Source organism: Serratia sp. YWN4 (genome assembly GCF_055790845.1).
In genome coordinates, this window is sequence record NZ_CM147696.1 from 2,690,075 (window position 1) to 2,711,703 (window position 21,629).

Below are 21,629 nucleotides of genomic sequence, written 5' to 3' on the forward strand. Positions count from 1 at the left end.
ATGAAAACAAAGAAAATCCCATTAGGTTCGATTATTGAAATTCCTCTTCCTGATGGACGGTTTGCTTATGGTTGCTGGTTTTGGAATTTTGCGTTAGGTCTCTATGACGTGATATCTTCAGAGAGAGTATCAGTTACTGAACTTGTTGATAAAAAAATAAAATTGTATAAAGGTTGTAATGAGGCATTAATAAAAAATGGGACATGGCCTATTGTTGGACAGGTAAATTTAGAAGGTGATGCTATTTATGCACCTGATTTAGCATATTATGCAGAGTGGTTACCTGAGGACAGTGTTAGGAGTGCAGCAATTAGTCGTCGTGGCCAAAGAGTTAAAGTAAATGAGCAGTATTATCTGTCTTTAATTAAAAAAGGGCTTACAATAAGTATATTTAATAGGCCGGAGCAACTGCCACAATGGATTTTAGAACATCTAGAAAATTGGCCTGATTATGAAATGCCAAAGGATACAATTTAAGCAAGAAAAGCCGGGGGTTTATCCGGCTTTTCTTCTGGTCACTGCCCAGCTTTAGCATCCTGGCTGGTGCCAGCCTGTGCTGCGTTGCTGCTTTCGTCGCCATTATGCAGGCGAGTGTAGACGATTTTCTGCGTGTCGAACCCGCAGTGACCAACCACCAGCCCACCGGCCTGACTTACCTGATCGTTAGGCACAATCTCCAGTTTGAAACCAGATTCAGGTACGCCGTTGTTCACGATCTTCTGCGCGATATCCGCTTTTATGCTTTCGCATGAGTCGGCGGCAAGGGTGGCTAATGGCGCGGCTGCCAGCAGTAGCGTGCCGAGTACGAGTGCTTTCTTCATCTTGATTCAATCCTTATGTGAGAATGAATTTCCTCTGACAGGATAGCAGCATTCAGCAGGGCGGCTTAACGCTATCGGCTGATTAAGGTCTAATCGGCCGTCCGGTTTGGCGATCCAGGCACTTACGGGTGGTGGATTCCCAATAGGCATTGACGTTGTAACTGTCGTTGCAACTATCTTCATCATCAATGGCGCGTTCGACCTTATCAAACTCTTTTTCGACGCGATTGTTAACCTTGCGGCGCAGAGAACGGGTATCGTCCCACTGCTCTTTGCTTTCGCGAGCCTGTTCGTTACTCATGGCACTGTCACCGTTGACGGTGACGCAGGTGCTGCCTTGGGTACAACTTGCCGCCAGCGCAGGAGCCTGCCAACTGCCAACCAGTATCAACATGGCGACTGGCAGCATCCCGCACATCAGCCGTTGAACAGAAAGTGATTTCATCGTTTCATCCTTATAAGTTAGTGTTGCGTCATTCGGCGACACCCGTTGTAACATTTGGCTAAATATATCATCGTGATCTTGCATTACGCCAGCCTACCGCCGTATTCGTTTAATTTTTAGAGAGAACATGCCACCGATGTTAAAAACCACCTTATTGTTTTTTGTGACTGCGCTGGCAGAAATCATCGGCTGCTTCCTGCCCTATCTGTGGCTGAAAAAAGGCGCTAGCGCCTGGCTGCTGTTACCCGCTGCGGCTAGCCTGATGCTGTTTGTCTGGTTGCTGACCCTGCATCCGGCCGCCAGCGGGCGAGTGTATGCGGCTTATGGCGGCGTCTATGTAGCAACGGCGCTGCTGTGGCTGCGGGTAGTGGATGGCGTAAAGCTGTCGGCAATGGATTGGTTGGGAGCGGGTGTGGCATTGGTGGGGATGCTGATCATCGCTGCCGGTTGGCGTGCGGCTTAAGCGAAAAATGGCAGGGCGCGTTTACCCTGCCACTTGGTATTACGCCTCGCGGTGGATGCTCAAACCCGCAAAGGACTGGCAGACCGGCATCATTTCCAGCGTGTTGATGTTGACGCGTGCAGGCAAGGTAGCTACCCAGAACACCGATTCGGCGATATCTTCCGGCGTCAGGGCATTGGCTCCGTCATAGGTTTTGTTTACCTTGCCGTCATCGCCCTTGAAGCGCACGTGAGAGAACTCGGTGCCGCCCACCATGCCTGGCTCAATATCCGTGACGCGGATATGGGTGCCGTGCAGATCGGCGCGCAGGCCCAGGCTGAACTGCCGCACAAACGCCTTGGTTGCGCCATATACGTTGCCGCCAGCATAAGGCCAGTTGGCGGCGGTAGAGCCGATGTTGATCACATGCCCGATATTGCGTTCCACCATGGCAGGCAAGAGCGCACGCGTCATGTTCACCAACCCTTTGTTATTGGTGTCGATCATGGTTTCCCAATCATCGGCATTGGCTTTGTGCGCGGGCTCCAGGCCCAACGCCAATCCGGCGTTATTGACCAGAACGTCGATCTGGCGCAGCGCGGCCGGTAATTCCTCGATCACCTGCTGAATTGCAGCGCGATTGCGGACATCCAGGCGCACAATGTGCAGTGCTTCACCCAATTCAGCTTGCAGTTCTTCCAGGCGCTCCATGCGACGGCCAGCGGCAATCACCTGATGGCCTTCACGCACAAATTTGCGGGCAATGGCTGCGCCAAACCCGGATGTGGCACCTGTAACAAAAATGATCATCTTACTGTTCCTCAACTGTTTTTACCCGGCATCCACTCTAGCGCGGCGCTATCGTCCCGGCAAATTTAACCGACGATCGCTGGCAGGTGATACACCACACAGTCATATTTGATATTCTCGCGCCGTCCTTTGGCTACGCCACCCAGGGATTCGGCAATGTGGCGGCTTGGGGTATTCTGCTGGGCGACCGGGTAGATAAAGTAGTGTGGATGATAACGCTCGCTGGCCCAGGCCACGATGGCCAAGGTGATTTCGCGGCCATAACCTTGGCCATGCAGGTTTTCTTTCACCCAGATACCCAGCTCCGGGGTTGGGGTGTGCAGGCTATGCACGCCGCCCATACCGACGAACTGTTTACCGTCGCGCAAACGGGCAACGAAGATGGCTTCTTCACCTTCGCGGATCAACGGCAGCCAGCTTTCCCAGACGCGAGTAAAAGCCTCCGGGGATTCTTCGGGTTCAAAGTTCATAAAACGCGTCAGCGTCGGGGTTATCGCCTGGTAAACATCATCAGCATCTGCTGCGGTAAAAGGGGCAATCAACAACCGATCGGTGTTTACTCGGCACTGAGAAAGGTCACTGTGATTCATTATTATTACCTCGCTTTTCAGGCCCAAAACGGCAAAAATCCGCCCCCGAAAAAGCAGGGCGGATCATCGATAATACGTTGATTGGTGTCAGATGCGACTTATTTTTGTTGCAGGTAGGGGGCGAGCAGCAACCGATCGGCGGCGGAGAGGCGATCCGGTGCGGTTTGGGCCTGATGCCAGTAAGGATAAATCAACGGCGGTTGGCTCACCGCCTGCAACCGCTGTAACTCTTCTTCGTTCAAAATCAGGTTAGCGGCATGTAGATTGTCTTTCAACTGCTCGCTGTTGCGTGCGCCGATCACCACCGAAGTTACCGCTGGGCGGGTCAGCAGCCAGGCCAGCGCGATTTGCGCGGCAGACAGCCCGCGAGAATGTGCGATATCAACTAAAACCTCAATGATATCAAACAATGCTTCCTGATCGCGCACTGGCGGCTCTCCCCAGTTGGCCAAATGGCGAGTGCCCGCAGGCATTGGGTGATTGCGGCGATACTTGCCAGACAGCAAACCACCGGCCAGCGGCCCCCAGACCAACACGCCCACCCCTTGATCCTGGGCGATCGGTAGCAGTTCATATTCCGCTTCGCGTGCCTGCAAGGTGTAATGGATCTGCTGGCTGACCGGGCGCACCAACCCCAATCGCTCCGCGCTGCCGAGGTGCTTCATCAGGTGCCAACCGGAGAAATTGGACAGCCCGGTGTAGCGCACTTTGCCACTGCTCACCAAATGCTCTAACGCCCGCAGGGTTTCTTCCACCGGCGTGATGCCGTCCCACTCATGCAGTTGATAGAGATCGAGGTAATCCGTGTTCAGGCGCTTCAGGCTGGCTTCGCAGGCACGGATCAGATGATGGCGCGATAGCCCGGCATTATTGGGCCCGCTGCCCATCGGGAAACGGGCTTTACTGGCGATCAGCACCTCATGGCGTTTGCTGCCCAATGCCTGACCGAGAATTTCTTCAGACTTACCGGCAGAATAAACATCGGCGGTATCGAACAGATTGATACCTGCATCGAGGCACATAGCAATCTGATTACGGGCTTCGTTAACATCGGTATCACCGGTTTTGGCGAACTTGCCTTGTCCCCCAAAGGTCATGGTGCCCAGACTTAGCACCGAAACTTTCAGGCCAGAATGGCCAAGCTGACGGTATTCCATCGTTTAACTCCTTACTTTGGTTGCCATTGATTTTTCAGAAATTTCCGGGTGGGATTTTTTCTGGCGGATTGCATTGCCCGCTTCGCCACCCAACGTAAAGCTGTCCAGCACCGCTAGCAAGGCGATGACACCGATAACCATAAAAGCCAGATGAAAATCGGCGAGCGGTACGCCGCCGTTTGGGTGTGGCATCAGCATTTCCGCCAAACGCAGCGCCAGCGCGCCGATGGCGATCCCAAGGCCGCTCCCCATCTGCTGAGCCATATTGAACAGTGTATTGGCACCGCTCATGCGTGGCTGCGGCACTTCGGAAAATGCCAGCGTATTCAAAGCAGTAAACTGCATTGAACGTGTCAGCCCGCTGACAAACAGCAGCGCCATAATCAACCAGGTTGGCGTTTGCGGCGTCAGCAAGGCGCAGGCGAAAATGGTGGCGGCATTCAGCAGGCCATTGACCACTAAGGTGGTGCGAAAGCGGAAACGGTAGAGAATGGCGGAAGTAAAAGGCTTCATCAGCAGGTTACCGGCAAACACTGCCAGCACCAGCAGCCCGGCATCAAAAGCGCTCAGTCCGAAACCAATCTGGAACAGCAGTGGCAGCAAGAAAGGCACGGCCCCAATGGCCATGCGGAACAGCGTGCCACCGCCGATAGTGACAGCGTAACTTTTTATCCGCATGGCCCACAGATCGACCAGCGGATAAGCGTAACGTTTGGCGTGACGTATCGCCAATGCCCCCAGCGCCAAACTGCCCGCCAGACACAATGCCGGTATCAGCCAGGAAAGCTGTGGGCTGTTGATCAGATCTAACCCAAACATCAGGCCGAAGCAGGCAACCCCGGTGAGCACAAAACCGAGCCCGTCAAACGGCACGCCTTTCTGTGGCGCTTCATGCGGGATCAGGCTCCAGGCGAAGAACAGGGCGATGATACCCAAGGGCACGTTGAGGATAAAAATCCAGTGCCATGAAGCATAGGTGGTGATGAAGCCGCCGATCGGCGGGCCGAGGATCGGTGCTGCCAATCCAGGCCAGGTAATGGTGGCGATAGCCTTAATCAGGTCAGCTTTGGCGGTATTGCGCAAAACCACCAGGCGGCCGACCGGCACCATCAACGCACCGGCAAATCCTTGCAGAATGCGGGCGGCGGTAAAAAACGGCAGGCTAGTGCTCAGTGCGCACAGTATCGATGCCAAAGTGAACAGCACGATTGCCGCGGCGAAAATATTGCGCGCGCCAAAGCGGTTGGCGATCCAGCCACTGGCGGGAATAAACACCGTCAGAGTCAGGATATAAGCAGAAACGCCGATGCTCATGTCCACTGGATGTACACCGAATGACGCCGCCATCTGCGGCATGGCGGTCACGATCACCGTGCCATCAAGATTTTCCATAAAGAACGCCCCAGCAACCAACAGCGGCAGCGCACTGGCGCGGAAAAATCCACTCATAGGCTACCCTTGGCGGAGCACAGTAACAGCGCAGACATAACAGAAATCCCGTTTCAGAAATCTTGGCCTCAGTAGAATTTTTGAGCATAGCGCATCAAGAGGAGGTTAAAAAGAGGTTGGATAGGTGATTATTAGCGGGCACAGTAAATTCTGACCATTAAGGGCAGTTGGACAAACGGCAAGTAATCACTTGTTTTTGCTGAAACTGTTAACTGCGCCTAAGCTAGGCGGGAGCCGTTGTTTCTTAGACATGGAGGAGTTTTAATTTGATGCGTTTAACAACCCTGGTATTTTCGATCGGTATGGCGCTGAGCGCGCAGGCTCAGGCAGAAGAGAGCACGTTGCCGTCAGATAACACCGCCGTGCCAAGCGGCCAGATGAAAGAGACGAATATGACTGAAAAACAAGCCGAGAACCCGTTCTTCTCTGCCAGCCGCTTGCCTTTTGAGGCTCCCCCTTTTGATGTGATCAACACGAATGACTACGCGCCAGCGATTGCGGCAGGCATCCAGCACAAGCTGGAAGAAATCGAGAAGATCGCCAATAACCCGGCAGCACCCACCTTCGATAATACCTTGGTGGCGCTGGAGAAAGCAGGCGCCTTGCTGACGCGCACGATTAACGTATTTAGCGCCATGACTGCCGCCAACACCAGCGATGCGCTGCAAAAGTTGGATGAGGAAACCTCGCCAAAGCTGGCGGCTCTGAACGATGCCATCATGCTGAACAGCAAGCTGTTTGCACGCATTCACACCATTTATGAGCAACGTGATGCGCTGAAGTTGGATGCGGAATCTCGTCGGCTGCTGGAGGTCACCCATCAAAATTACCTGCTGGCAGGGGCCAATCTTTCTGATGTGAATAAAAACCAGCTGAAGGCGTTGAATCAGGAAGCGGCGACGCTGAGCACCCAGTTTACCAATAAACTGCTGGCCGCAAGCAAAAACGGGGCGTTAGCCGTCACGGATAAAGCCTGGCTGACGGGGCTTAGCGCAGGTGAACTTGCCGCAGCAGCGCAGGCTGCCAGTGAGCGCAAGCTGGATAAACAGTGGCTGTTAGCGTTGCAAAACACCACGCAGCAGCCTGCTCTGCAAAGCCTGCACGTGCGGGAGGCTCGTAAAGCCTTGTTTGACGCCTCATGGCAGCGGGCAGAACAAAACGATGCCAACGACACTCGCCAGACCATTGCCAGATTGGCGAAAGTGCGTGCTGCTCAGGCTCGTTTGTTAGGGTTCCCGAACTATGCCGCCTGGAAACTGCAAAATCAGATGGCAAAAACCCCGGATGCCGCGCTGGCGTTTATGCGTAATATTGTGCCAGCCGCGACGGCCCGCGCAGAGCGTGAGGCCAAAGACATTCAGGCGGTGATTGATCGGCAAGCAGGGGGCTTTAAGGCCGAAGCCTGGGACTGGCAGTTCTACGCAGAGCAGGTGCGTAAAGCAAAGTATGACCTGGATGAATCACAGATCAGACCTTACTTCGAATTGAACAATGTGCTGAATAATGGCGTGTTTTACGCGGCCAATCTGCTGTACGGCATCAGTTTCAAAGAGCGTAAAGATATTCCGGTTTATCAGCCGGATGTGCGTGTGTATGAGGTGTTTGATAAAGACGGCCAACCGTTGGCCTTGTTCTATACCGACCTGTTTAAGCGCGATAATAAGGGCGGAGGAGCCTGGATGGGCAACTTTGTTGAGCAGTCGAAACTCAATGGGACTAAACCGGTCATTTATAACGTGACCAACTTCACCAAACCGGCTCCGGGCCAACCGGCGCTGCTGTCTTATGATGATGTCATCACCCTGTTCCATGAGTTTGGCCATGCTCTGCACGGCATGTTTGCCGATCAGCAGTACCCTAGCTTATCTGGCACCAATACCGCTCGCGACTTTGTCGAGTTCCCTTCGCAGTTCAACGAACATTGGGCTAAAGATCCCAAGGTATTTGCCCACTTTGCCAAACATTATCAAACCGGCGAAGCCATGCCGCAGGCGTTGGTCAGCAAAATCGAGCAGGCCGATAAATTCAACAAAGGCTATGACATGACCGAGCTGCTGTCTGCGGCCTTGCTGGATATGCACTGGCACATGCTGGTCGCCGGTCAACCCCAGCAGGACGTGGATAATTTCGAGATGGCAGCGCTGCAAAAAGATCACATTGCTCTCAGCGCAGTGCCGCCGCGCTATCGTTCCAGCTATTTCCAGCATATCTGGGGTAACGGCTATGCCGCCGGTTATTACGCCTATTTATGGACTCAAATGCTGGCGGATGATGCCTTCCAGTGGTTTACCGAACACGGCGGGTTGACGGCAGAGAACGGTCAGCGCTTCCGCGATAAAGTGTTATCGCGGGGTAACAGTCAGGATCTGGAAAAACTCTATGTCGAGTGGCGTGGTAAAGAACCGATCATTGAACCGATGCTGCTTAATCGTGGTTTGAAAGAGCAATAATAAACCTGACGAGCTTATCCGATTGGGTGGGCTCGTTTTTTTTATTATCGAGTGAGAAAATAGTGGTTAGCCCAGCAACCCCCGCTGTTGCAGCGTGTATTTTGTGGCTTCATTCAGATCGTAACTGGCGAGATCCTCTTTCTTCACCCAGGCGTAATCGGCAAACTCATCGTTGATGGTGATCTCACGATTGGCAGCGTGGCAATCAAAAATCAGGTAAATCATGTAGATCTGCTCTTTGCTGCCGTCTTCATAGGTTTTTATGCGCACATCGTCGCGAAAGGTCCAAGGCTGGATGCGATCCAGCACCAAGGCTTCGCCCAGTTCTTCACGCACTTCGCGGCGCAACGCTTCCTCGATAGTTTCCCCCGGTTCCGTGCCACCACCAGAAAGTGCCCACTGGCCAGGGAATACGCCTTTATGCGCGGCCATTTTGCACAATAGATAGGCGTTGTCGTTCTCAATTAGCGGGCAAACAATAATGCGTTGGCGCATAGCGGCTCCATTTTCAAACGTGATACAAAAGGACATCCTGCAAAGTTTCAGCGCATTATAGCCTTTCATTGGTGTGGTTTATTGTGGCAACGGATTAAAATATGGGGAAAGTAACAATGAGAGGGATGTTATGAATTACCAAGTGGCACCTTTTTGGTTCTATTCGGGGAAAATAGTCTTGATGGTATTCCTCGCGATCGGTTTGGCATTGTTTGGCATCAATGCACTCATATTTTACTGCTTATTGGTGGGTCTGGTTATCCCTGTGGGAACCTCTATGCGGCTGCACCAATTGGTACAAAAAAGCCTGGTGGTGATCCCAAAAGAGCTTTCACAATGGACGGTTTACGTACAGGGCATTCCCGTTCAGGAAACCCGCAGCGTATTAACTAATCCATGTTTTGCCTTTCAGGAGCATCTGCAAGCCTTTTTCCTGCGCGCGTTCGTGGTTAAATTTATCATTCAGGCAGGCATAGGGCTGATGCTGATTTTTCAGCTTTGGCAGGTTACCAATCTGTGGGTCTTAGGCTTCGGGCTGGTTGCTGTATTTGGGGTGCTGTTAAAGTGCGTTGACAGCGCTAAAACGCTTCTGTCCATTGTTAGCCATTCATGGGTATTGGAAAAGGTCATTACCCAGAAAGAGAGCCTTTGGTATCGGGCAAGCTTCAACAAACAAGGGCAACTGGTGGCGGCCCTGCAACGGCTGTTGGCATTTTAAGGCGGCACCCAGGGATGAGAGAAAGCGCTCATCCCCGGTAGAGGGCAATTACAATTTTGCCCGATACTCATCTTCCATCTGGGTAAAGGTGGCCCAGAACGGACGCGGAGGGCGCTCCTGCATGCGATCACGCAGAATATCCAGATGAGTATGCCAGCCGCCAGCGACGGTGAGCATAGTATCGCGATCGGGCAGGCGGCGGTGGATCACCGTCAGCAGCACGTTGTCGCCTTGTTCGGTAAGTTCAAAGGTGACTTCGGAAGGGCGGCCTTCGCCTTGTTCTGCCCAGGTAAAACTCAGCAGGCGCGGAGGGAAAATACAGGTAATATGGCCAACGTTGGCTACTTTGCCGCCATATTGCTTATATTTGGCCGGGGGTTTTTCATGTTCGCCAGCCAACTCTGAATTGCAGAACACCAATTCAATTTTGGCCCCTTTCTGTAACGGCATTTCACCCGTCGCCAACCAGGTGGCACGTTGGTCGGATTCGGTCAGGTAGGCCCAGACGCGATCAAGCGGGCCAGGCAGCAACCGCTGAATGCGCAGCGTACCGGGTTCAATGATCATACCGTAATCGTTCATGGTTCACTCCGTTGGAGGATGCGAGTCGGCTTGCCGCAAAACGAGTTCCAGTGCGTCCAACCGCTCATTCCAGAAATGTTCATAAGTTTGCAGCCAATGCATGGCCTGCGCCATCGGCTCAGGAGCGAGCCGGCAAATATGGTTTCTTCCTTGCACGGTTCGCTGCACCAGTCCAGCCTGCTCAAGCGCTTTGATATGCTTGGACGCACCGGCAAACGACATCTCGAAAGGCGCTGCCAGTTCACCAATGCTATGTTCGCCTTCAGCCAGCGTATGCAGGATGGCGCGCCTTGTCGGATCGGCCAATGCATGGAAGATAGCGTCCAGTCGTGACGAGGATAATTTAACCATACGGTTAAATATAGAACAGGGCGGATAATGCTCAACCACATTGTTGAATATTTTTATCGAATTGAGAGCTGGGTGCAGAATGAGAATGGTAAATCGGTTTTTGTTATACACTATTCTTTTCATTGCTTAACGTTCTGATAACCCTTAAGGAAGATGTCATGTCAGCCGTGCGCGCTCTGGAAGATAAAAAGCAGACCAGCCTGACGTTATTCATGGAGTGATTATGTTTTTTGGCGTGTTATTTGCTTTGGCGGCCGGGTTGATGTGGGGGCTGATTTTTGTCGGCCCGGTGCTGGTGCCGGATTACCCGGCGGCGTTGCAATCGACCGGGCGCTATCTGGCTTTTGGCCTGATCGCTTTGCCGCTGGCGTGGTTCGATCGCCGCCGTTTACGGCAGTTGGTGCCCAAGGATTGGCTGGAAGCACTGAAACTGACCGCCATCGGCAATCTGCTTTATTATCTGTGCTTGGCCAGTGCGATTCAGCGTACCGGCGCACCGGTTTCTACCATGATTATCGGCACGCTGCCGGTGGTGATTTCCGTGAGTGCCAATCTGCTTTATGGTCATCACGATGGCCAGCTTTCCTGGCGTAAATTGACTCCCGCGCTGGTGCTGATTGCCAGCGGGCTGGTGCTGGTCAATATTGCGGAACTGACGGGCAACAGTGTACCAATCGATGTTTGGCGCTATATCAGCGGGTTGCTGTTGGCAATATTGGCCGTAGCGTGCTGGACCTGGTACCCGCTGCGTAATGCCCGCTGGCTGCGGGAAAACCCGCATAAACGGGCAATGACCTGGGCCACTGCGCAGGGCGTGGTAACGCTGCCGCTGGCACTGCTGGGCTACCTGTTGGTGTGCGGCCAGTTGGCGCTCACGCAGCCACAGTTTGCGTTGCCATTCGGCCCAAGGCCGGAAGTTTTCGTCCCGCTGATGCTCATTATTGGCGTACTGTGTTCATGGATAGGTGCGCTGTGCTGGAATGAAGCCAGCCAACGTTTGCCGACGGTGCTGGTTGGGCCGTTGATCGTGTTTGAGATCCTGGCCGGGCTGGCCTATACCTTTATGCTGCGCCACAGTTGGCCGCCACTGTTGACGCTGTGCGGCATTGCTTGCCTGATGATTGGGGTGATTTACGCCATGCGCATCAAGCCGGAGTCGGTGGTGGTCGCGCTGGCGGTGAAAGAATAACGCCTGCCGTAACAACGGCAGGCGTGACGATCAGCGTTTACTGTGTTGAATAATCTCTTCGGCCACATTGCGCGGGGCTTCCGCGTAGTGGCTGAACTCCATGGTGTAGGTTGCTCGGCCTTGCGACATCGATCGCAACGTTGTGGAGTAACCGAACATTTCTGACAGCGGCACTTTGGCGTGAATCTCTTTGCCACCCCCGCCCGGAATGTCCTCCATGCCTTGCACCATGCCGCGCCGCGACGACAAATCGCCCATCACGTTACCGGCGTACTCTTCCGGCGTTTCTACCTCAACCGACATAATCGGCTCCAGGATCACCGGGCTGGCCTGACGGCAAGCCTCTTTGAAGCCGAAGATCGCCGCCATGCGGAACGCCTGCTCCGAGGAGTCCACATCGTGGTAGGAACCAAAGGTCAGATGCACTTTAACATCGACCATCTGATATCCCGCCAGCACGCCGTTGTTCAGCGCCTCAAGGATGCCTTTTTTCACCGCCGGAATGAATTCACCGGGGATCACGCCGCCTTTGATTTCATCGAAGAACTCAAAGCCTTTACCGGCCTCATTAGGTTCAACCGTCAGCACCACGTGGCCATACTGGCCTTTACCGCCCGATTGACGCACGAATTTGCCTTCCACATCGGTAACTTTACGGCGGATAGTTTCGCGGTAAGACACCTGCGGTTTACCGGTATTGGTTTCCACGCCAAATTCACGCCGCATACGGTCAACGATGATCTCCAGATGCAGTTCACCCATACCGTAAATAATGGTCTGGCCAGAGTCTTCGTCGGTACGCACGCGGAACGACGGATCTTCGGAGGTCAAACGCTGGAGGGCGATGCCCATTCTTTCCTGATCGGCCTTGGTTTTTGGCTCGATGGCTTGCGCGATCACCGGTTCTGGGAACACCATGCGCTCCAGGGTAATGATGGCGTTAGGGTCACACAGGGTATCGCCGGTGGTCACGTCTTTCAGGCCGACACAGGCGGCAATATCCCCGGCGTGCAGCTCATCCACCTCTTTGCGATCGTTGGCATGCATTTGCACGATGCGGCCGATACGCTCTTTTTTCCCTTTGACCGGGTTATACACGCTATCACCTTTGGCCAAAATGCCAGAATAGACGCGCACAAAGGTCAGTTGGCCGACAAACGGATCGGTCATCAGTTTGAACGCCAGCGCCGAAAACTTCTCGTTATCATCGGCCTTACGGATGATGATGTTATCACGTTCGTCATGGCCTTCCATCGGCGGCACATCCAGCGGGGAAGGCATCAGTTCGATCACCGCATCTAACATGCGCTGGATGCCTTTGTTGCGAAATGCCGAACCGCACAGCATCGGCTGGATTTCACCGGCAATGGTGCGCATCCGCAGGCCGTGGACGATTTCTTCATTGGTCAGTTCAACCTGGTTAAGGTATTTGTCCATCAACTCTTCAGAGGCTTCTGCGGCGGCTTCGATCATCTTGGCACGCCATTCGTGAGCGGGCTCCAGCATATCGGCCGGGATCGCTTCAAAGCTGAAGCTCATACCCTGTGACGCCTGATCCCAGCGGATCGCCTGCATGCGAACCAAATCCACCACGCCAGCGAAATGGTCTTCCGCACCAATCGGGATCACGATGGGCACCGGGTTGGCTTTCAAGCGCTCGATCATCATTTTACGCACGCGGAAAAAGTCCGCGCCAGTGCGGTCCATTTTGTTGACGAAGGCCAGACGCGGCACTTTGTATTTATTGGCCTGACGCCACACGGTTTCCGATTGCGGCTGCACGCCACCGACCGAGTCATACACCATGACGGCACCATCCAGAACACGCATCGAACGCTCCACCTCAATGGTGAAGTCCACGTGCCCTGGGGTGTCGATGATATTGATGCGGTGCTGAGGGTAATTATGCTCCATGCCGTTCCAGAAGCAGGTGGTTGCCGCTGAAGTAATGGTGATCCCGCGTTCCTGTTCCTGCGCCATCCAATCCATGGTGGCGGCACCGTCGTGGACTTCGCCCAGCTTGTGACTGACCCCGGTATAAAACAGAATCCGCTCGGTCGTCGTAGTTTTGCCGGCATCAATGTGCGCCGAGATGCCGATATTGCGGTAGCGTTCGATGGGGGTAGTGCGTGCCATAATCAACCTTTCTTAGCCGTGTGGCATGAGGCTTAAACAATTTAAACTATAATGATACCCCTCAATGGGTTATCAACCGGGTCGCGAGAATACGTCTGCAACGACTTCAGACTAATCGTAGTCGATGGTATTGATTTTATTAAGCGATGACTGTGATAGGTAAAAGATATACAACAAAAAACCGGCCCACTGATTATCCGTGAAGGCGATGGTTATAGACGGGAGCCGATAGCTGTGTGGATGAAGCCGTTGTGGATTATTTACTGATGCCAAAGAAAGTGCGGCACGACAAGAGCTGCCGTTAAGCGGGCCGGGCAAGGAGCCCGGCCATTGAGTCAATCGGCAAAGATATGCGCCTGGCCGAGAATGCTCAGGCTGACGTTCGAACTGATTCGAATACCTTCGCGGCTGATGGTTTTAATCTCTACGCTTTCATGGCTATCGGCCATCAGCAGACTGAGCGTAGAAACAAACCCGGCAAAATCGATATGGGTGACCACCGCTTGAGGTTGAGCGGGCTGTGGTGAAAGAGCAATCTGGATCTGCTCCGGGCGCAGCATGATACGGGCGTGCCCGCTGCGCAGGCGATCGTCTACCGCAATGCGGCCCAATACGCAGTTCGCCCAGCCCTGATCCAGGTTGGCGGAGAGCACCAGCGTTTCCCCCAGGAAGGTGGCGGTAGGTTCATCGACAGGTCGCAGATAAAGCTCTTGTGGCTGCCCGACCTGAGCCAACCGCCCATTACGCATCACCGCTACCTGATCGGCAAAGGATAGGGCTTCTGCCTGATCGTGAGTGACCAGGATCGAGGCAACCTTGGCTTCCGCTAACAGTTCCGCCACCGCTTTGCGCGTTGCGGCACGCAGGCCGGTATCCAGCGCGGAGAAAGGTTCGTCCAGCAGCATCAGCGTGGGCTGCTGCGACAGGGCTCTGGCCAGCGCCACCCGCTGCTGCTGCCCGCCGGATAACTCATGCGGCCATAAGTTCGCCAAGCGCCGATCCAGCGCAACCATCTCCATCAATCTATCAATATGCTGCTGTTTTTCCCGCTTACTGCCGCTCAGCCCAAAACCGATATTGCCAGCCACGCTGAAATGGGGGAACAGGGCACCGTCTTGCGGGACAAAGCCGATACCGCGCTGATGCGCTGGAACCCACACCCCGTTGTCGACCAGCGGTTTGTCTTGCAATCGCACTTGACCACGCTCCGGCACTTCGAAACCGGCAATAATGCGCAGTAACGTGGTTTTCCCTGAACCGGAAGGGCCGACAATCGCGGTACGGCTGCCTTCGGCCACCCGAAGATTAACCCCCTCCAGTACCGCCACTCCGTTATAGGATTTGCCAATATCATGCAGTTCAAGCGTGCTCATAATCCTGCCGTGCGTTTAGATTGAGAATAAAGAAGCCAGGTCAACGGTAAGGACAACAAAACCATGATCAAGGCATAGGGCGCGGCCGCCACGTAGTCAATTTCGCTGGTCAGCGCCCAAAATCCGGTAGCCAGCGTGCGGGTGCCGTTAGGCGCGAGCAGCAGGGTGGCGGTCAGTTCATTGGTAATCGCCAGGAACACGAGCGCAGCCCCCGCGGCAGCCCCCGGAGCGGCCAAACGTAACGTGGTGCTGCACAATGCCTGCAACGGCGTGCGCCCAAGGCTGCGTGCCACATTCTCCAGTTCAACCGGTGCCTGTGCAATGCCAGCCCGCAGGTTAATTAGCGCTCTGGGCATAAACATCAGCAAATAAGCCAGCAGCAGCGTGATTTCGGTCTGATAGATGGGCCGGAACGAATGGATGGTGATCGTCACCAGCGCCAGGGCCACCACGATGCCGGGTAGCGAACTGGTGACGTAGTTACAACCTTCCAACACCCGGTAGAGCCGCGCCGGATAGCGTACCGAAAGCCAGGCCATCGGGATAGCGCACAGGGTGATGATGGCAGCACCGCTGGCGGCCAACGTCAGGGTTTGCCGAACGGCTGGCCACAGGTCGCTATTATCCCAGACGGCGAAACCGCCCAGATACAGCCAGCGTGCCAACGTAATGAAAGGCACGCCTAAGGCCAGCGCGGTCAGCGTTATCGGCAGCAGTTGACACAGCAGGCCAATAGCCGGGCTGAGCGGGTACGGATTCTGGCTACGCGCACTGCCAGAGCCAACGCGCGCATAGCGGGCTCGGCCACGGCTGGCTGCTTCAACCACCAACAGCCCCAGGCAGCACAAAACCAGTACACCTGCCAGCATATTGGCCGCCGGGCCGTTAAAGGTGGATTGGAACTGATCGAAAATGGCGGTAGTAAAGGTATCGAAACGGATCATGGCATACAGCCCATACTCTGCCAGCAGGTGTAGGGCTATCAGCAATGATCCACCCCAGATAGCCAGTTTGAGCTGTGGCAGGATCACCTGGAAGAAAACCGCCAGCGGCCGTTTGCCCAGTGAAGTGGCGACGTCTTCAATTGCCGGATCAAGGCGGCGCAAAACCGCCGAAACCGGCAGATAGATAAACGGGAAATAGGCAATGACCGAGATAAACACACCAGCGGCCAAGCCATGCATGCCAGGCACCAGGCTGATCCAGGCATAGCTTTGAACAAAGGCCGGTACGGCCAACGGTGCAATGGCCAGAATGGACCAGATACGCCGCCCCGGCAGCCGAGTGCGCTCCGTCAACCAGGCCAGCGCCACACCGAGCAGCGCACACGTCGGCAGGGTGAAAATAACCAGTAACAGAGTATTGAGCAGCAGTTCCCCGACCCTGGGGCGGAAAACCAGTGTTTTAACCGTTTGCCAACCGGTGTCGATGGCGACACCGATCACAAATCCCAGCGGCAGCAGGGCTAACAACGACAGCAGTACCGCAGAAACCACCATCCACAGCCCTGGCCGCTGCTGATAACGCCGTGCCACTGAACCACTGGGTAATGCTGGCGCAGCATTGATAGAAATATTCGACATAACGGTTAAAACACTCTGTATCGATGAATCTGCCTTACAGCAGGCCTGCCTCGGTCATCAGTTCGACGACTTTCTTACTGTTCAGTTTGGACGGTTCCACTTTGGGTGCTTCCAGATCTTTTAGCGGCACCAGTTTAGGATTGGAAGCGGCACCGACACCAACGGCGTATTCAAAGGCGTTGTGAGTACGCAGAATTTCCTGGCCCTGTTTGCCAGTGATCCATTGCACGAATTCCTGAGCCTGTTGCTGATGCTTGCTTGAAGCCAGAACACCTGCGCCAGAGGTGCTGACGAAAGCACCGGGATCCTGATGTTTGAAATAGTGCAACTTGACGTTTTTGCTGTTTTCACCGGTTTTTGCACCATCAACAAACGGGTAGTAATGATAGATCACACCGCTGTCGATCTGGCCCGCGTTAACGGCTTTCATCACGGTGCTGTTGCCTTTATAGGCGGTGAAGTTGGTTTTCATCGCTTTCAGCCATTCGCGCGTGGCTTCTTCACCTTTCAACTCCAGCAGGGCACTGACGATGGCCTGGAAGTCTGCCCCCGATGGCGAAGCCGCCCAGCGGCCTTTCCATTCCGGCTTAGCCAGATCCAGCAAGGACTTCGGCAACTGCGCTTCGCTGAGCTTGGCCGGATTGTAAACGAATACCGTCGAGCGAGCGGCGATGCCCGTCCAGCGGCCATGCTCCGGGCGATACTGCGGTTCTACCTGCGCCAGCGTGCTGGCATTCAACGGAGCAAACAGTTTGGCGTTGTCCACCAAAACCATCGCTGGGGAGTTTTCAGTAAGAAAAACATCCGCCGGGGAAGCACTGCCTTCCTGTACCAGTTGGTTACCCAGTTCACTGTCACCGCCGTTACGCAGAGTGACTTTAATGCCGGTGTCTTTGGTAAAGCCATCAACCCAGGATTTCACCAGGTTTTCGTGTTGGGCATTATAAACCACGATCTCTTGATCGCTGGAGGCTGCGCTGACGGAGAAGGCCAGCATCATGGATGAGGCCAGCAGGGCAATAGAGGTGAAACGCAACTTCATACGGTTATCCTTTTAATGAGCGAAGAAGAAAAGTAAACAGCGCTGGGGAAGCGTGAACTGCTCAATTGTATCCAAGAACATCAAGAATGATAGTGAAAACGATTCGTATTAGAATATTTTTGGTTTTTGCTCACTAATCATCTGTTCCTAAGGAAAAATTAAGCTTGAGCTTGACTCATCGAACGGGGCAATAGGCTGGGAAGAGGAGGGGATGTATGCAAGAAAAAGGTACGCTCTCGGGCACAGGCAAAACGTGCTTGGCCCGATAGCTAAGATCGGTGAATAACACAGGATCCAGCAGGTATTTCATACAGAATGCTTGGTCGGGATACAGATTTTCCCATTAATAATATGCGCATCACGACGTATCCAATCGTGAACTTTATAAACGCTGGTTTTATGCAATTGTGCGAAGAATTTTATGTCCCCATCATATTTTCTATGTATGAGATCTTCAACTCTGGTGAATAAGCGATTTTCCATTGGGTGTTATTTCCCTTTTTCAACTTTCTGTAAAGCATAGATTTTTTATTTATTATGCGGATAAGCACAGATTTAAAGTGGTTATAGGGAATAGCGTAACATAAAGAATTAAATACCGAAATCGTCTTTTCTAGGCACAGATTTTTCTATGGGATATATCTTATAAGGCAATCTTAAGATAGCTGTCTAATTTAAAATCAAATTCAGGCATGCAGATATTTCTTAAATATAACCTCAACGAGAGGTGAGTTATTGGGCGCAATCAAGCCTAACAGGCCTATAATCGCCATGTAGTTTATATGCAGTATCTCGTTTGGCGAGGCTCCTATACAAACACAGGTTACTGATCTGACGACATCGAGAGATGCCCAAGGTTAAGACAGGCTTTATCGGATTAAGGTTTAGCCCAAGGTAACTTCTGAAAAGTTTTTTCAGATACGTTGTATAGTGCTAAAACCTGGACGCGGAGATAGGCTGTCTGCACTCCCTCTTTGGTTAACGCCCCTATGCGATTCACTGTTGAAGTTTAAACAGAAATAGGGACTAACATGATTAAATCACTTCCATACTCGCCAGCCATGGTGGCTACCCCGGCGGTAGCTCATAAAGAATCTTCTGTTGCCTGCTACATGAGCTCAGATTTCATCACCGTTTCTGGCACGATGACCGTGAATGAGGCAAAAGATTACTTTTTGTCGCAATTGCAAACCGATGAAATACCCACACAACTGTTCATTACCGCCGATGATTACCATTTACGTGGCATGCTGTCAGTGAAGAAACTGCTGCAATGCCATGAGGGTGACCGAACGCTGGATTCAATGATGAACCATACCTATTTTCATGTTTCACCGGATGATGACAGGAATAATATTGCCCATTTGCTGGGTAAAGGCGGGCTGGATGTTGTGCCGGTAGTGGTCAATAAGACGCTGGTTGGTGTTTTGGGTGAAAAAGAAATTGCTCGTCTGATTGAGGATGAAAATACCGAAGATGCGCAGCGTCAGGGCGCCAGTTTACCGCTGGATAAACCTTATCTGGAAACCAGTCCCTGGTCGCTGTGGCGTAAGCGCTCTGCCTGGTTACTGCTGCTGTTTGTGGCGGAGGCCTATACCGGCAACGTGCTGAAGGCGTTCGAAGAGCAACTGGAAGCAGCAATCGCGCTGGCATTCTTTATTCCGTTGCTGATCGGAACCGGCGGTAACAGCGGTACCCAGATCACCTCAACCCTGGTACGAGCCATGGCGCTGGGTGAGGTCAGCCTGCGTAATTTGGGTGCCGTCATCAGCAAAGAGGTGAGCACTTCGTTGCTGATCGCCATTACCATCGGGGTGGCGGCCTGGATCCGTGCCTGGATCATGGGGGTCGGGATGGATGTGACGTTGGTGGTCAGCCTGTCACTGGTGGCGATCACCGTTTGGAGCGCGATTGTTGCCTCCATTATTCCGATGCTGCTGAAAAAAGGGGGGATCGATCCAGCGGTAGTCTCTGCTCCGTTTATTGCCACCTTTATTGATGGCACCGGTCTGATTATTTATTTCAAAATTGCTCAGGCCGTTCTGGGGATTTAACACGATTTATCGACTCCTGCCGATGCGGGAGCCATAACCACGGAGGTACGTCAACGCAATGAGCACTTTTTCAAGTGTACTTTTAATCAACGAGGTCGTTATCGATTACATGTAAAGAGGATGAAATTATGGGAAACATGATGATGTTTATAGGGTTTTTGGGTTTGGTCAGCGTACTGGGGCTGGCAGCAGCCTACATGAGCACGAGATGGGATGACTAATGAACGAAAAAGAACCGCCTAGAAGCATCCTCCCCGTGATTGCACCATGGATTATGGGGAGGATTTTATACTGACAATATAATCCGTGGGTGATAATGATGGTTATTCTTATTATTGGATTGCTTTACGCTATTTTAATGATCTCTGTAGGTATTAATGAGATTTATTTCTATTCAACCGGTAAGTCTGAATTTATTTCCAGTTTGATGTTAACGTTTTCGGGGAGTATTCTGCTCATCGCTTTTGTCTGGCAATTTTCGGCAAAAACAAAAAATTAATTTCTTACGCTGAATATGAGTTGTGTTATGCAAAATGAAAAACAAGCCGTTGCCAGAAATTCAATGATTGCCAGCGGTCTATTGGCATTGGGCAAATTTATTGCCGGTATTTTCACCGGCAGTATTGGCCTTATCTCCGAAGGTATTCATTCCTTCACCGATTTTATCGCTACTTCTATTACTTGGTGGGCGGTGCGCGTCAGCGATAAACCGGCCGATGACGATCACCATTTTGGCCATGGCAAGGTCGAAAACCTGGCGGCGCTGTTCGAGGTGTTACTGTTGTTGGCCGCCGCTGGCTGGATCATTTATGAAGCGGTGAACAGTTTGCTGGGCGAGGCACATCAGATTGTTGCTGCGCCCGTCGTGATTGCGGTGCTGCTGGTGTCGATCGTGGTCGACTATTTCCGCGTTAAGGCGCTGAATCGCGTGGCAAAAGCGACCGACAGTGCGGCACTGGAGGCCGATGCGCTGCATTTCTTTTCCGACATGCTGTCATCCAGTGTGGTGCTGTTAGGCATGGTTTTTGTGTTGTTCGGTTTTGCCCGTGCGGATGCGCTGGCAGCCTTGGTGGTGGCTTGCTTCATCCTGTTTGCGGCATTGAAGCTGGGCAAACGCTCGTTTGATTCCCTGATCGACACCGCTCCGACTGGCAGCCGGGAAGATATCGCTACCTTGCTCAACGGTTTTCCGGCGATCCTCTCCACAGAAAACATCCGTTTGCGCAGTGCCGGAGCAACGTTGTTTATCGAGGTGAACGTCGGAGTATGTCGGACGTTGCCGCTGGAGCGGATTAACGCGCTGAAAACCGAGATTGCCGCGCAGATTGCGCAACAGTACACCAAGGCGGAGGTGAGGGTGATTGCCATCCCTCAGGCAAGAAGCGATGAGGATATGGCGACCCGCATCCGCATGTTGGCGGCCAATCACGGGGCTGTGGTGCAAAACCTCACGCTGCAACAGTTGGCAAACCATATGGCGATCAGTATGGATCTGGCAGTACCGGCCAGTGCCAGCGTAGAGCAAGCGCATGATATCGCCTGCGAAATAGAGAATATTCTGCGCCAGACGCTGGGGGAAAATACCGAGATAGAAACACACCTGGAACCGCAGACAGCACATTGCCTGACCAGCCAGGATGTGGATCACGGCGAACTGACGCAGATCCAGCAAGCACTGACGCTGTCTGCTGAAAACGGCGGGCTGGTCAAGGATGTACATAATATCCGCGCCCGTAAAACATCCCAGGGTGTGATTGTGAATTTCCATTGCCGGGTTTTGCCAGCGTTGTCGATTACCGCCGCGCACGACGCTGTCGACTTTATTGAAAGGCAACTGAGAATGCAGTTTCCTGCCGTATCGCGGGTTGTTGGGCACGTCGAACCGCTGTGATTGACTGACGCCCCCTTACCATCAGAAAAGGGGGCGTTAACCCTTATTGCC

21 protein-coding genes and 1 riboswitch are annotated in these 21,629 nt (G+C 53.1%); of the genes, 8 read left to right on the forward strand and 13 right to left on the reverse strand.

Annotation, left to right across the window (positions count from 1 at the left end):
* Positions 1–477 (forward strand): Imm26 family immunity protein, encoded by a 477-nt coding sequence (locus ACX9GT_RS12815; protein WP_473191409.1) that lies wholly within the window; start codon positions 1–3, stop codon positions 475–477.
* A 38-nt stretch (positions 478–515) separates the two neighbouring features.
* Here ACX9GT_RS12815 and ACX9GT_RS12820 read toward each other — a convergent pair whose 3' ends face one another.
* Positions 516–821 (reverse strand): DUF1161 domain-containing protein, encoded by a 306-nt coding sequence (locus tag ACX9GT_RS12820; protein ID WP_473191410.1) that lies wholly within the window; start codon positions 819–821, stop codon positions 516–518.
* An 82-nt stretch (positions 822–903) separates the two neighbouring features.
* The gene (locus tag ACX9GT_RS12825) at positions 904–1,239 is read right to left on the reverse strand and encodes a DUF1283 family protein (protein WP_473191577.1); all 336 of its coding nucleotides are present in this window, start codon (positions 1,237–1,239) and stop codon (positions 904–906) included.
* A 163-nt stretch (positions 1,240–1,402) separates the two neighbouring features.
* Here ACX9GT_RS12825 and ACX9GT_RS12830 point away from each other — a divergent pair, with 163 nt between their 5' ends.
* The gene (locus ACX9GT_RS12830; protein WP_473191578.1) at positions 1,403–1,729 is read left to right on the forward strand and encodes a YnfA family protein; all 327 of its coding nucleotides are present in this window, start codon (positions 1,403–1,405) and stop codon (positions 1,727–1,729) included.
* Positions 1,730–1,768: 39 nt separating this feature from the next.
* On the opposite strand, the gene ydfG is transcribed toward ACX9GT_RS12830, so the two are convergent.
* From ydfG to ACX9GT_RS12850, 4 genes are all read right to left on the reverse strand, one after another.
* Complete coding sequence (gene ydfG / locus ACX9GT_RS12835) at positions 1,769–2,518, reverse strand: bifunctional NADP-dependent 3-hydroxy acid dehydrogenase/3-hydroxypropionate dehydrogenase YdfG (RefSeq protein ID WP_473191411.1); 750 nt, start codon at positions 2,516–2,518, stop codon at positions 1,769–1,771.
* Positions 2,519–2,583: 65 nt separating this feature from the next.
* Positions 2,584–3,108 carry a GNAT family N-acetyltransferase gene (locus tag ACX9GT_RS12840; protein ID WP_473191412.1) on the reverse strand — a complete coding sequence of 175 codons (525 nt, stop codon included), beginning with the start codon at positions 3,106–3,108 and terminating at the stop codon, positions 2,584–2,586.
* Between the two features lie 98 nt (positions 3,109–3,206).
* Positions 3,207–4,265: an aldo/keto reductase gene (locus ACX9GT_RS12845; protein ID WP_473191413.1), complete on the reverse strand. Its 1,059-nt coding sequence runs from the start codon at positions 4,263–4,265 to the stop codon at positions 3,207–3,209.
* A gap of 3 nt (positions 4,266–4,268) precedes the next feature.
* Complete coding sequence (locus ACX9GT_RS12850) at positions 4,269–5,714, reverse strand: MFS transporter (protein WP_473191414.1); 1,446 nt, start codon at positions 5,712–5,714, stop codon at positions 4,269–4,271.
* A gap of 269 nt (positions 5,715–5,983) precedes the next feature.
* Here ACX9GT_RS12850 and dcp point away from each other — a divergent pair, with 269 nt between their 5' ends.
* A complete protein-coding gene (gene dcp / locus ACX9GT_RS12855) occupies positions 5,984–8,164 on the forward strand; it encodes a peptidyl-dipeptidase Dcp (protein WP_473191415.1) in 2,181 nt (726 codons plus the stop codon).
* Positions 8,165–8,230: 66 nt separating this feature from the next.
* Here the strand turns inward: dcp and nudI are convergent, their stop codons facing one another.
* Positions 8,231–8,659 carry a nucleoside triphosphatase NudI gene (gene nudI, locus ACX9GT_RS12860; RefSeq protein WP_473191416.1) on the reverse strand — a complete coding sequence of 143 codons (429 nt, stop codon included), beginning with the start codon at positions 8,657–8,659 and terminating at the stop codon, positions 8,231–8,233.
* 73 nt (positions 8,660–8,732) lie between these two features.
* Between nudI and ACX9GT_RS12865 the strand changes: the two genes are divergently transcribed.
* Positions 8,733–9,377 (forward strand): hypothetical protein, encoded by a 645-nt coding sequence (locus ACX9GT_RS12865; RefSeq protein ID WP_473191417.1) that lies wholly within the window; start codon positions 8,733–8,735, stop codon positions 9,375–9,377.
* A gap of 48 nt (positions 9,378–9,425) precedes the next feature.
* On the opposite strand, the gene ACX9GT_RS12870 is transcribed toward ACX9GT_RS12865, so the two are convergent.
* Both ACX9GT_RS12870 and ACX9GT_RS12875 read right to left on the reverse strand, forming a co-directional pair.
* A complete protein-coding gene (locus tag ACX9GT_RS12870) occupies positions 9,426–9,959 on the reverse strand; it encodes an SRPBCC family protein (RefSeq protein ID WP_473191418.1) in 534 nt (177 codons plus the stop codon).
* A gap of 3 nt (positions 9,960–9,962) precedes the next feature.
* The gene (locus ACX9GT_RS12875; RefSeq protein ID WP_459398522.1) at positions 9,963–10,310 is read right to left on the reverse strand and encodes an ArsR/SmtB family transcription factor; all 348 of its coding nucleotides are present in this window, start codon (positions 10,308–10,310) and stop codon (positions 9,963–9,965) included.
* Between the two features lie 223 nt (positions 10,311–10,533).
* Between ACX9GT_RS12875 and ACX9GT_RS12880 the strand changes: the two genes are divergently transcribed.
* Positions 10,534–11,499 (forward strand): DMT family transporter, encoded by a 966-nt coding sequence (locus ACX9GT_RS12880; protein ID WP_473191419.1) that lies wholly within the window; start codon positions 10,534–10,536, stop codon positions 11,497–11,499.
* 30 nt (positions 11,500–11,529) lie between these two features.
* Here ACX9GT_RS12880 and fusA read toward each other — a convergent pair whose 3' ends face one another.
* From fusA to ACX9GT_RS12900, 4 genes are all read right to left on the reverse strand, one after another.
* A complete protein-coding gene (gene fusA / locus ACX9GT_RS12885; protein ID WP_473191420.1) occupies positions 11,530–13,635 on the reverse strand; it encodes an elongation factor G in 2,106 nt (701 codons plus the stop codon).
* Positions 13,636–13,970: 335 nt separating this feature from the next.
* Positions 13,971–15,008: an ABC transporter ATP-binding protein gene (locus ACX9GT_RS12890; protein ID WP_473191421.1), complete on the reverse strand. Its 1,038-nt coding sequence runs from the start codon at positions 15,006–15,008 to the stop codon at positions 13,971–13,973.
* Positions 15,005–16,591 (reverse strand): ABC transporter permease, encoded by a 1,587-nt coding sequence (locus ACX9GT_RS12895; protein WP_473191422.1) that lies wholly within the window; start codon positions 16,589–16,591, stop codon positions 15,005–15,007. Before ACX9GT_RS12895 ends, ACX9GT_RS12890 begins: the two co-directional genes overlap by 4 nt.
* 34 nt (positions 16,592–16,625) lie before the next feature.
* Positions 16,626–17,633: an iron ABC transporter substrate-binding protein gene (locus tag ACX9GT_RS12900; RefSeq protein WP_473191423.1), complete on the reverse strand. Its 1,008-nt coding sequence runs from the start codon at positions 17,631–17,633 to the stop codon at positions 16,626–16,628.
* Positions 17,634–18,417: 784 nt separating this feature from the next.
* Positions 18,418–18,592, forward strand: a riboswitch (M-box (ykoK) riboswitch).
* 72 nt (positions 18,593–18,664) lie between these two features.
* Between ACX9GT_RS12900 and ACX9GT_RS12905 the strand changes: the two genes are divergently transcribed.
* From ACX9GT_RS12905 to ACX9GT_RS12915, 3 genes are all read left to right on the forward strand, one after another.
* Positions 18,665–19,687 (forward strand): magnesium transporter, encoded by a 1,023-nt coding sequence (locus ACX9GT_RS12905; RefSeq protein ID WP_473191424.1) that lies wholly within the window; start codon positions 18,665–18,667, stop codon positions 19,685–19,687.
* 143 nt (positions 19,688–19,830) lie between these two features.
* A complete protein-coding gene (gene mgtS / locus ACX9GT_RS12910; protein WP_473191579.1) occupies positions 19,831–19,908 on the forward strand; it encodes a protein MgtS in 78 nt (25 codons plus the stop codon).
* A 305-nt stretch (positions 19,909–20,213) separates the two neighbouring features.
* The gene (locus tag ACX9GT_RS12915; protein WP_473191425.1) at positions 20,214–21,578 is read left to right on the forward strand and encodes a cation diffusion facilitator family transporter; all 1,365 of its coding nucleotides are present in this window, start codon (positions 20,214–20,216) and stop codon (positions 21,576–21,578) included.
* Positions 21,579–21,629: the final 51 nt, after the last annotated feature.

Bases quoted from the DNA above. Each gene is read 5' to 3' on its own strand.
- ACX9GT_RS12870 (WP_473191418.1), bottom strand. From the start codon at position 9,959: ATGAACGATTACGGTATGATCATTGAACCCGGTACGCTGCGCATTCAG.
- ACX9GT_RS12895 (WP_473191422.1), bottom strand. From the start codon at position 16,591: ATGTCGAATATTTCTATCAATGCTGCGCCAGCATTACCCAGTGGTTCA.
- ACX9GT_RS12850 (WP_473191414.1), bottom strand. From the start codon at position 5,714: ATGAGTGGATTTTTCCGCGCCAGTGCGCTGCCGCTGTTGGTTGCTGGG.
- ACX9GT_RS12875 (WP_459398522.1), bottom strand. From the start codon at position 10,310: ATGGTTAAATTATCCTCGTCACGACTGGACGCTATCTTCCATGCATTG.
- ACX9GT_RS12890 (WP_473191421.1), bottom strand. From the start codon at position 15,008: ATGAGCACGCTTGAACTGCATGATATTGGCAAATCCTATAACGGAGTG.
- ACX9GT_RS12830 (WP_473191578.1), top strand. From the start codon at position 1,403: ATGTTAAAAACCACCTTATTGTTTTTTGTGACTGCGCTGGCAGAAATC.
- ACX9GT_RS12915 (WP_473191425.1), top strand. From the start codon at position 20,214: ATGCAAAATGAAAAACAAGCCGTTGCCAGAAATTCAATGATTGCCAGC.
- ACX9GT_RS12825 (WP_473191577.1), bottom strand. From the start codon at position 1,239: ATGTGCGGGATGCTGCCAGTCGCCATGTTGATACTGGTTGGCAGTTGG.
- ACX9GT_RS12815 (WP_473191409.1), top strand. From the start codon at position 1: ATGAAAACAAAGAAAATCCCATTAGGTTCGATTATTGAAATTCCTCTT.
- ACX9GT_RS12840 (WP_473191412.1), bottom strand. From the start codon at position 3,108: ATGAATCACAGTGACCTTTCTCAGTGCCGAGTAAACACCGATCGGTTG.
- ACX9GT_RS12880 (WP_473191419.1), top strand. From the start codon at position 10,534: ATGTTTTTTGGCGTGTTATTTGCTTTGGCGGCCGGGTTGATGTGGGGG.
- ACX9GT_RS12905 (WP_473191424.1), top strand. From the start codon at position 18,665: ATGATTAAATCACTTCCATACTCGCCAGCCATGGTGGCTACCCCGGCG.
- ACX9GT_RS12845 (WP_473191413.1), bottom strand. From the start codon at position 4,265: ATGGAATACCGTCAGCTTGGCCATTCTGGCCTGAAAGTTTCGGTGCTA.
- ACX9GT_RS12900 (WP_473191423.1), bottom strand. From the start codon at position 17,633: ATGAAGTTGCGTTTCACCTCTATTGCCCTGCTGGCCTCATCCATGATG.
- dcp (WP_473191415.1), top strand. From the start codon at position 5,984: ATGCGTTTAACAACCCTGGTATTTTCGATCGGTATGGCGCTGAGCGCG.
- mgtS (WP_473191579.1), top strand. From the start codon at position 19,831: ATGTTTATAGGGTTTTTGGGTTTGGTCAGCGTACTGGGGCTGGCAGCA.
- nudI (WP_473191416.1), bottom strand. From the start codon at position 8,659: ATGCGCCAACGCATTATTGTTTGCCCGCTAATTGAGAACGACAACGCC.
- fusA (WP_473191420.1), bottom strand. From the start codon at position 13,635: ATGGCACGCACTACCCCCATCGAACGCTACCGCAATATCGGCATCTCG.
- ydfG (WP_473191411.1), bottom strand. From the start codon at position 2,518: ATGATCATTTTTGTTACAGGTGCCACATCCGGGTTTGGCGCAGCCATT.
- ACX9GT_RS12820 (WP_473191410.1), bottom strand. From the start codon at position 821: ATGAAGAAAGCACTCGTACTCGGCACGCTACTGCTGGCAGCCGCGCCA.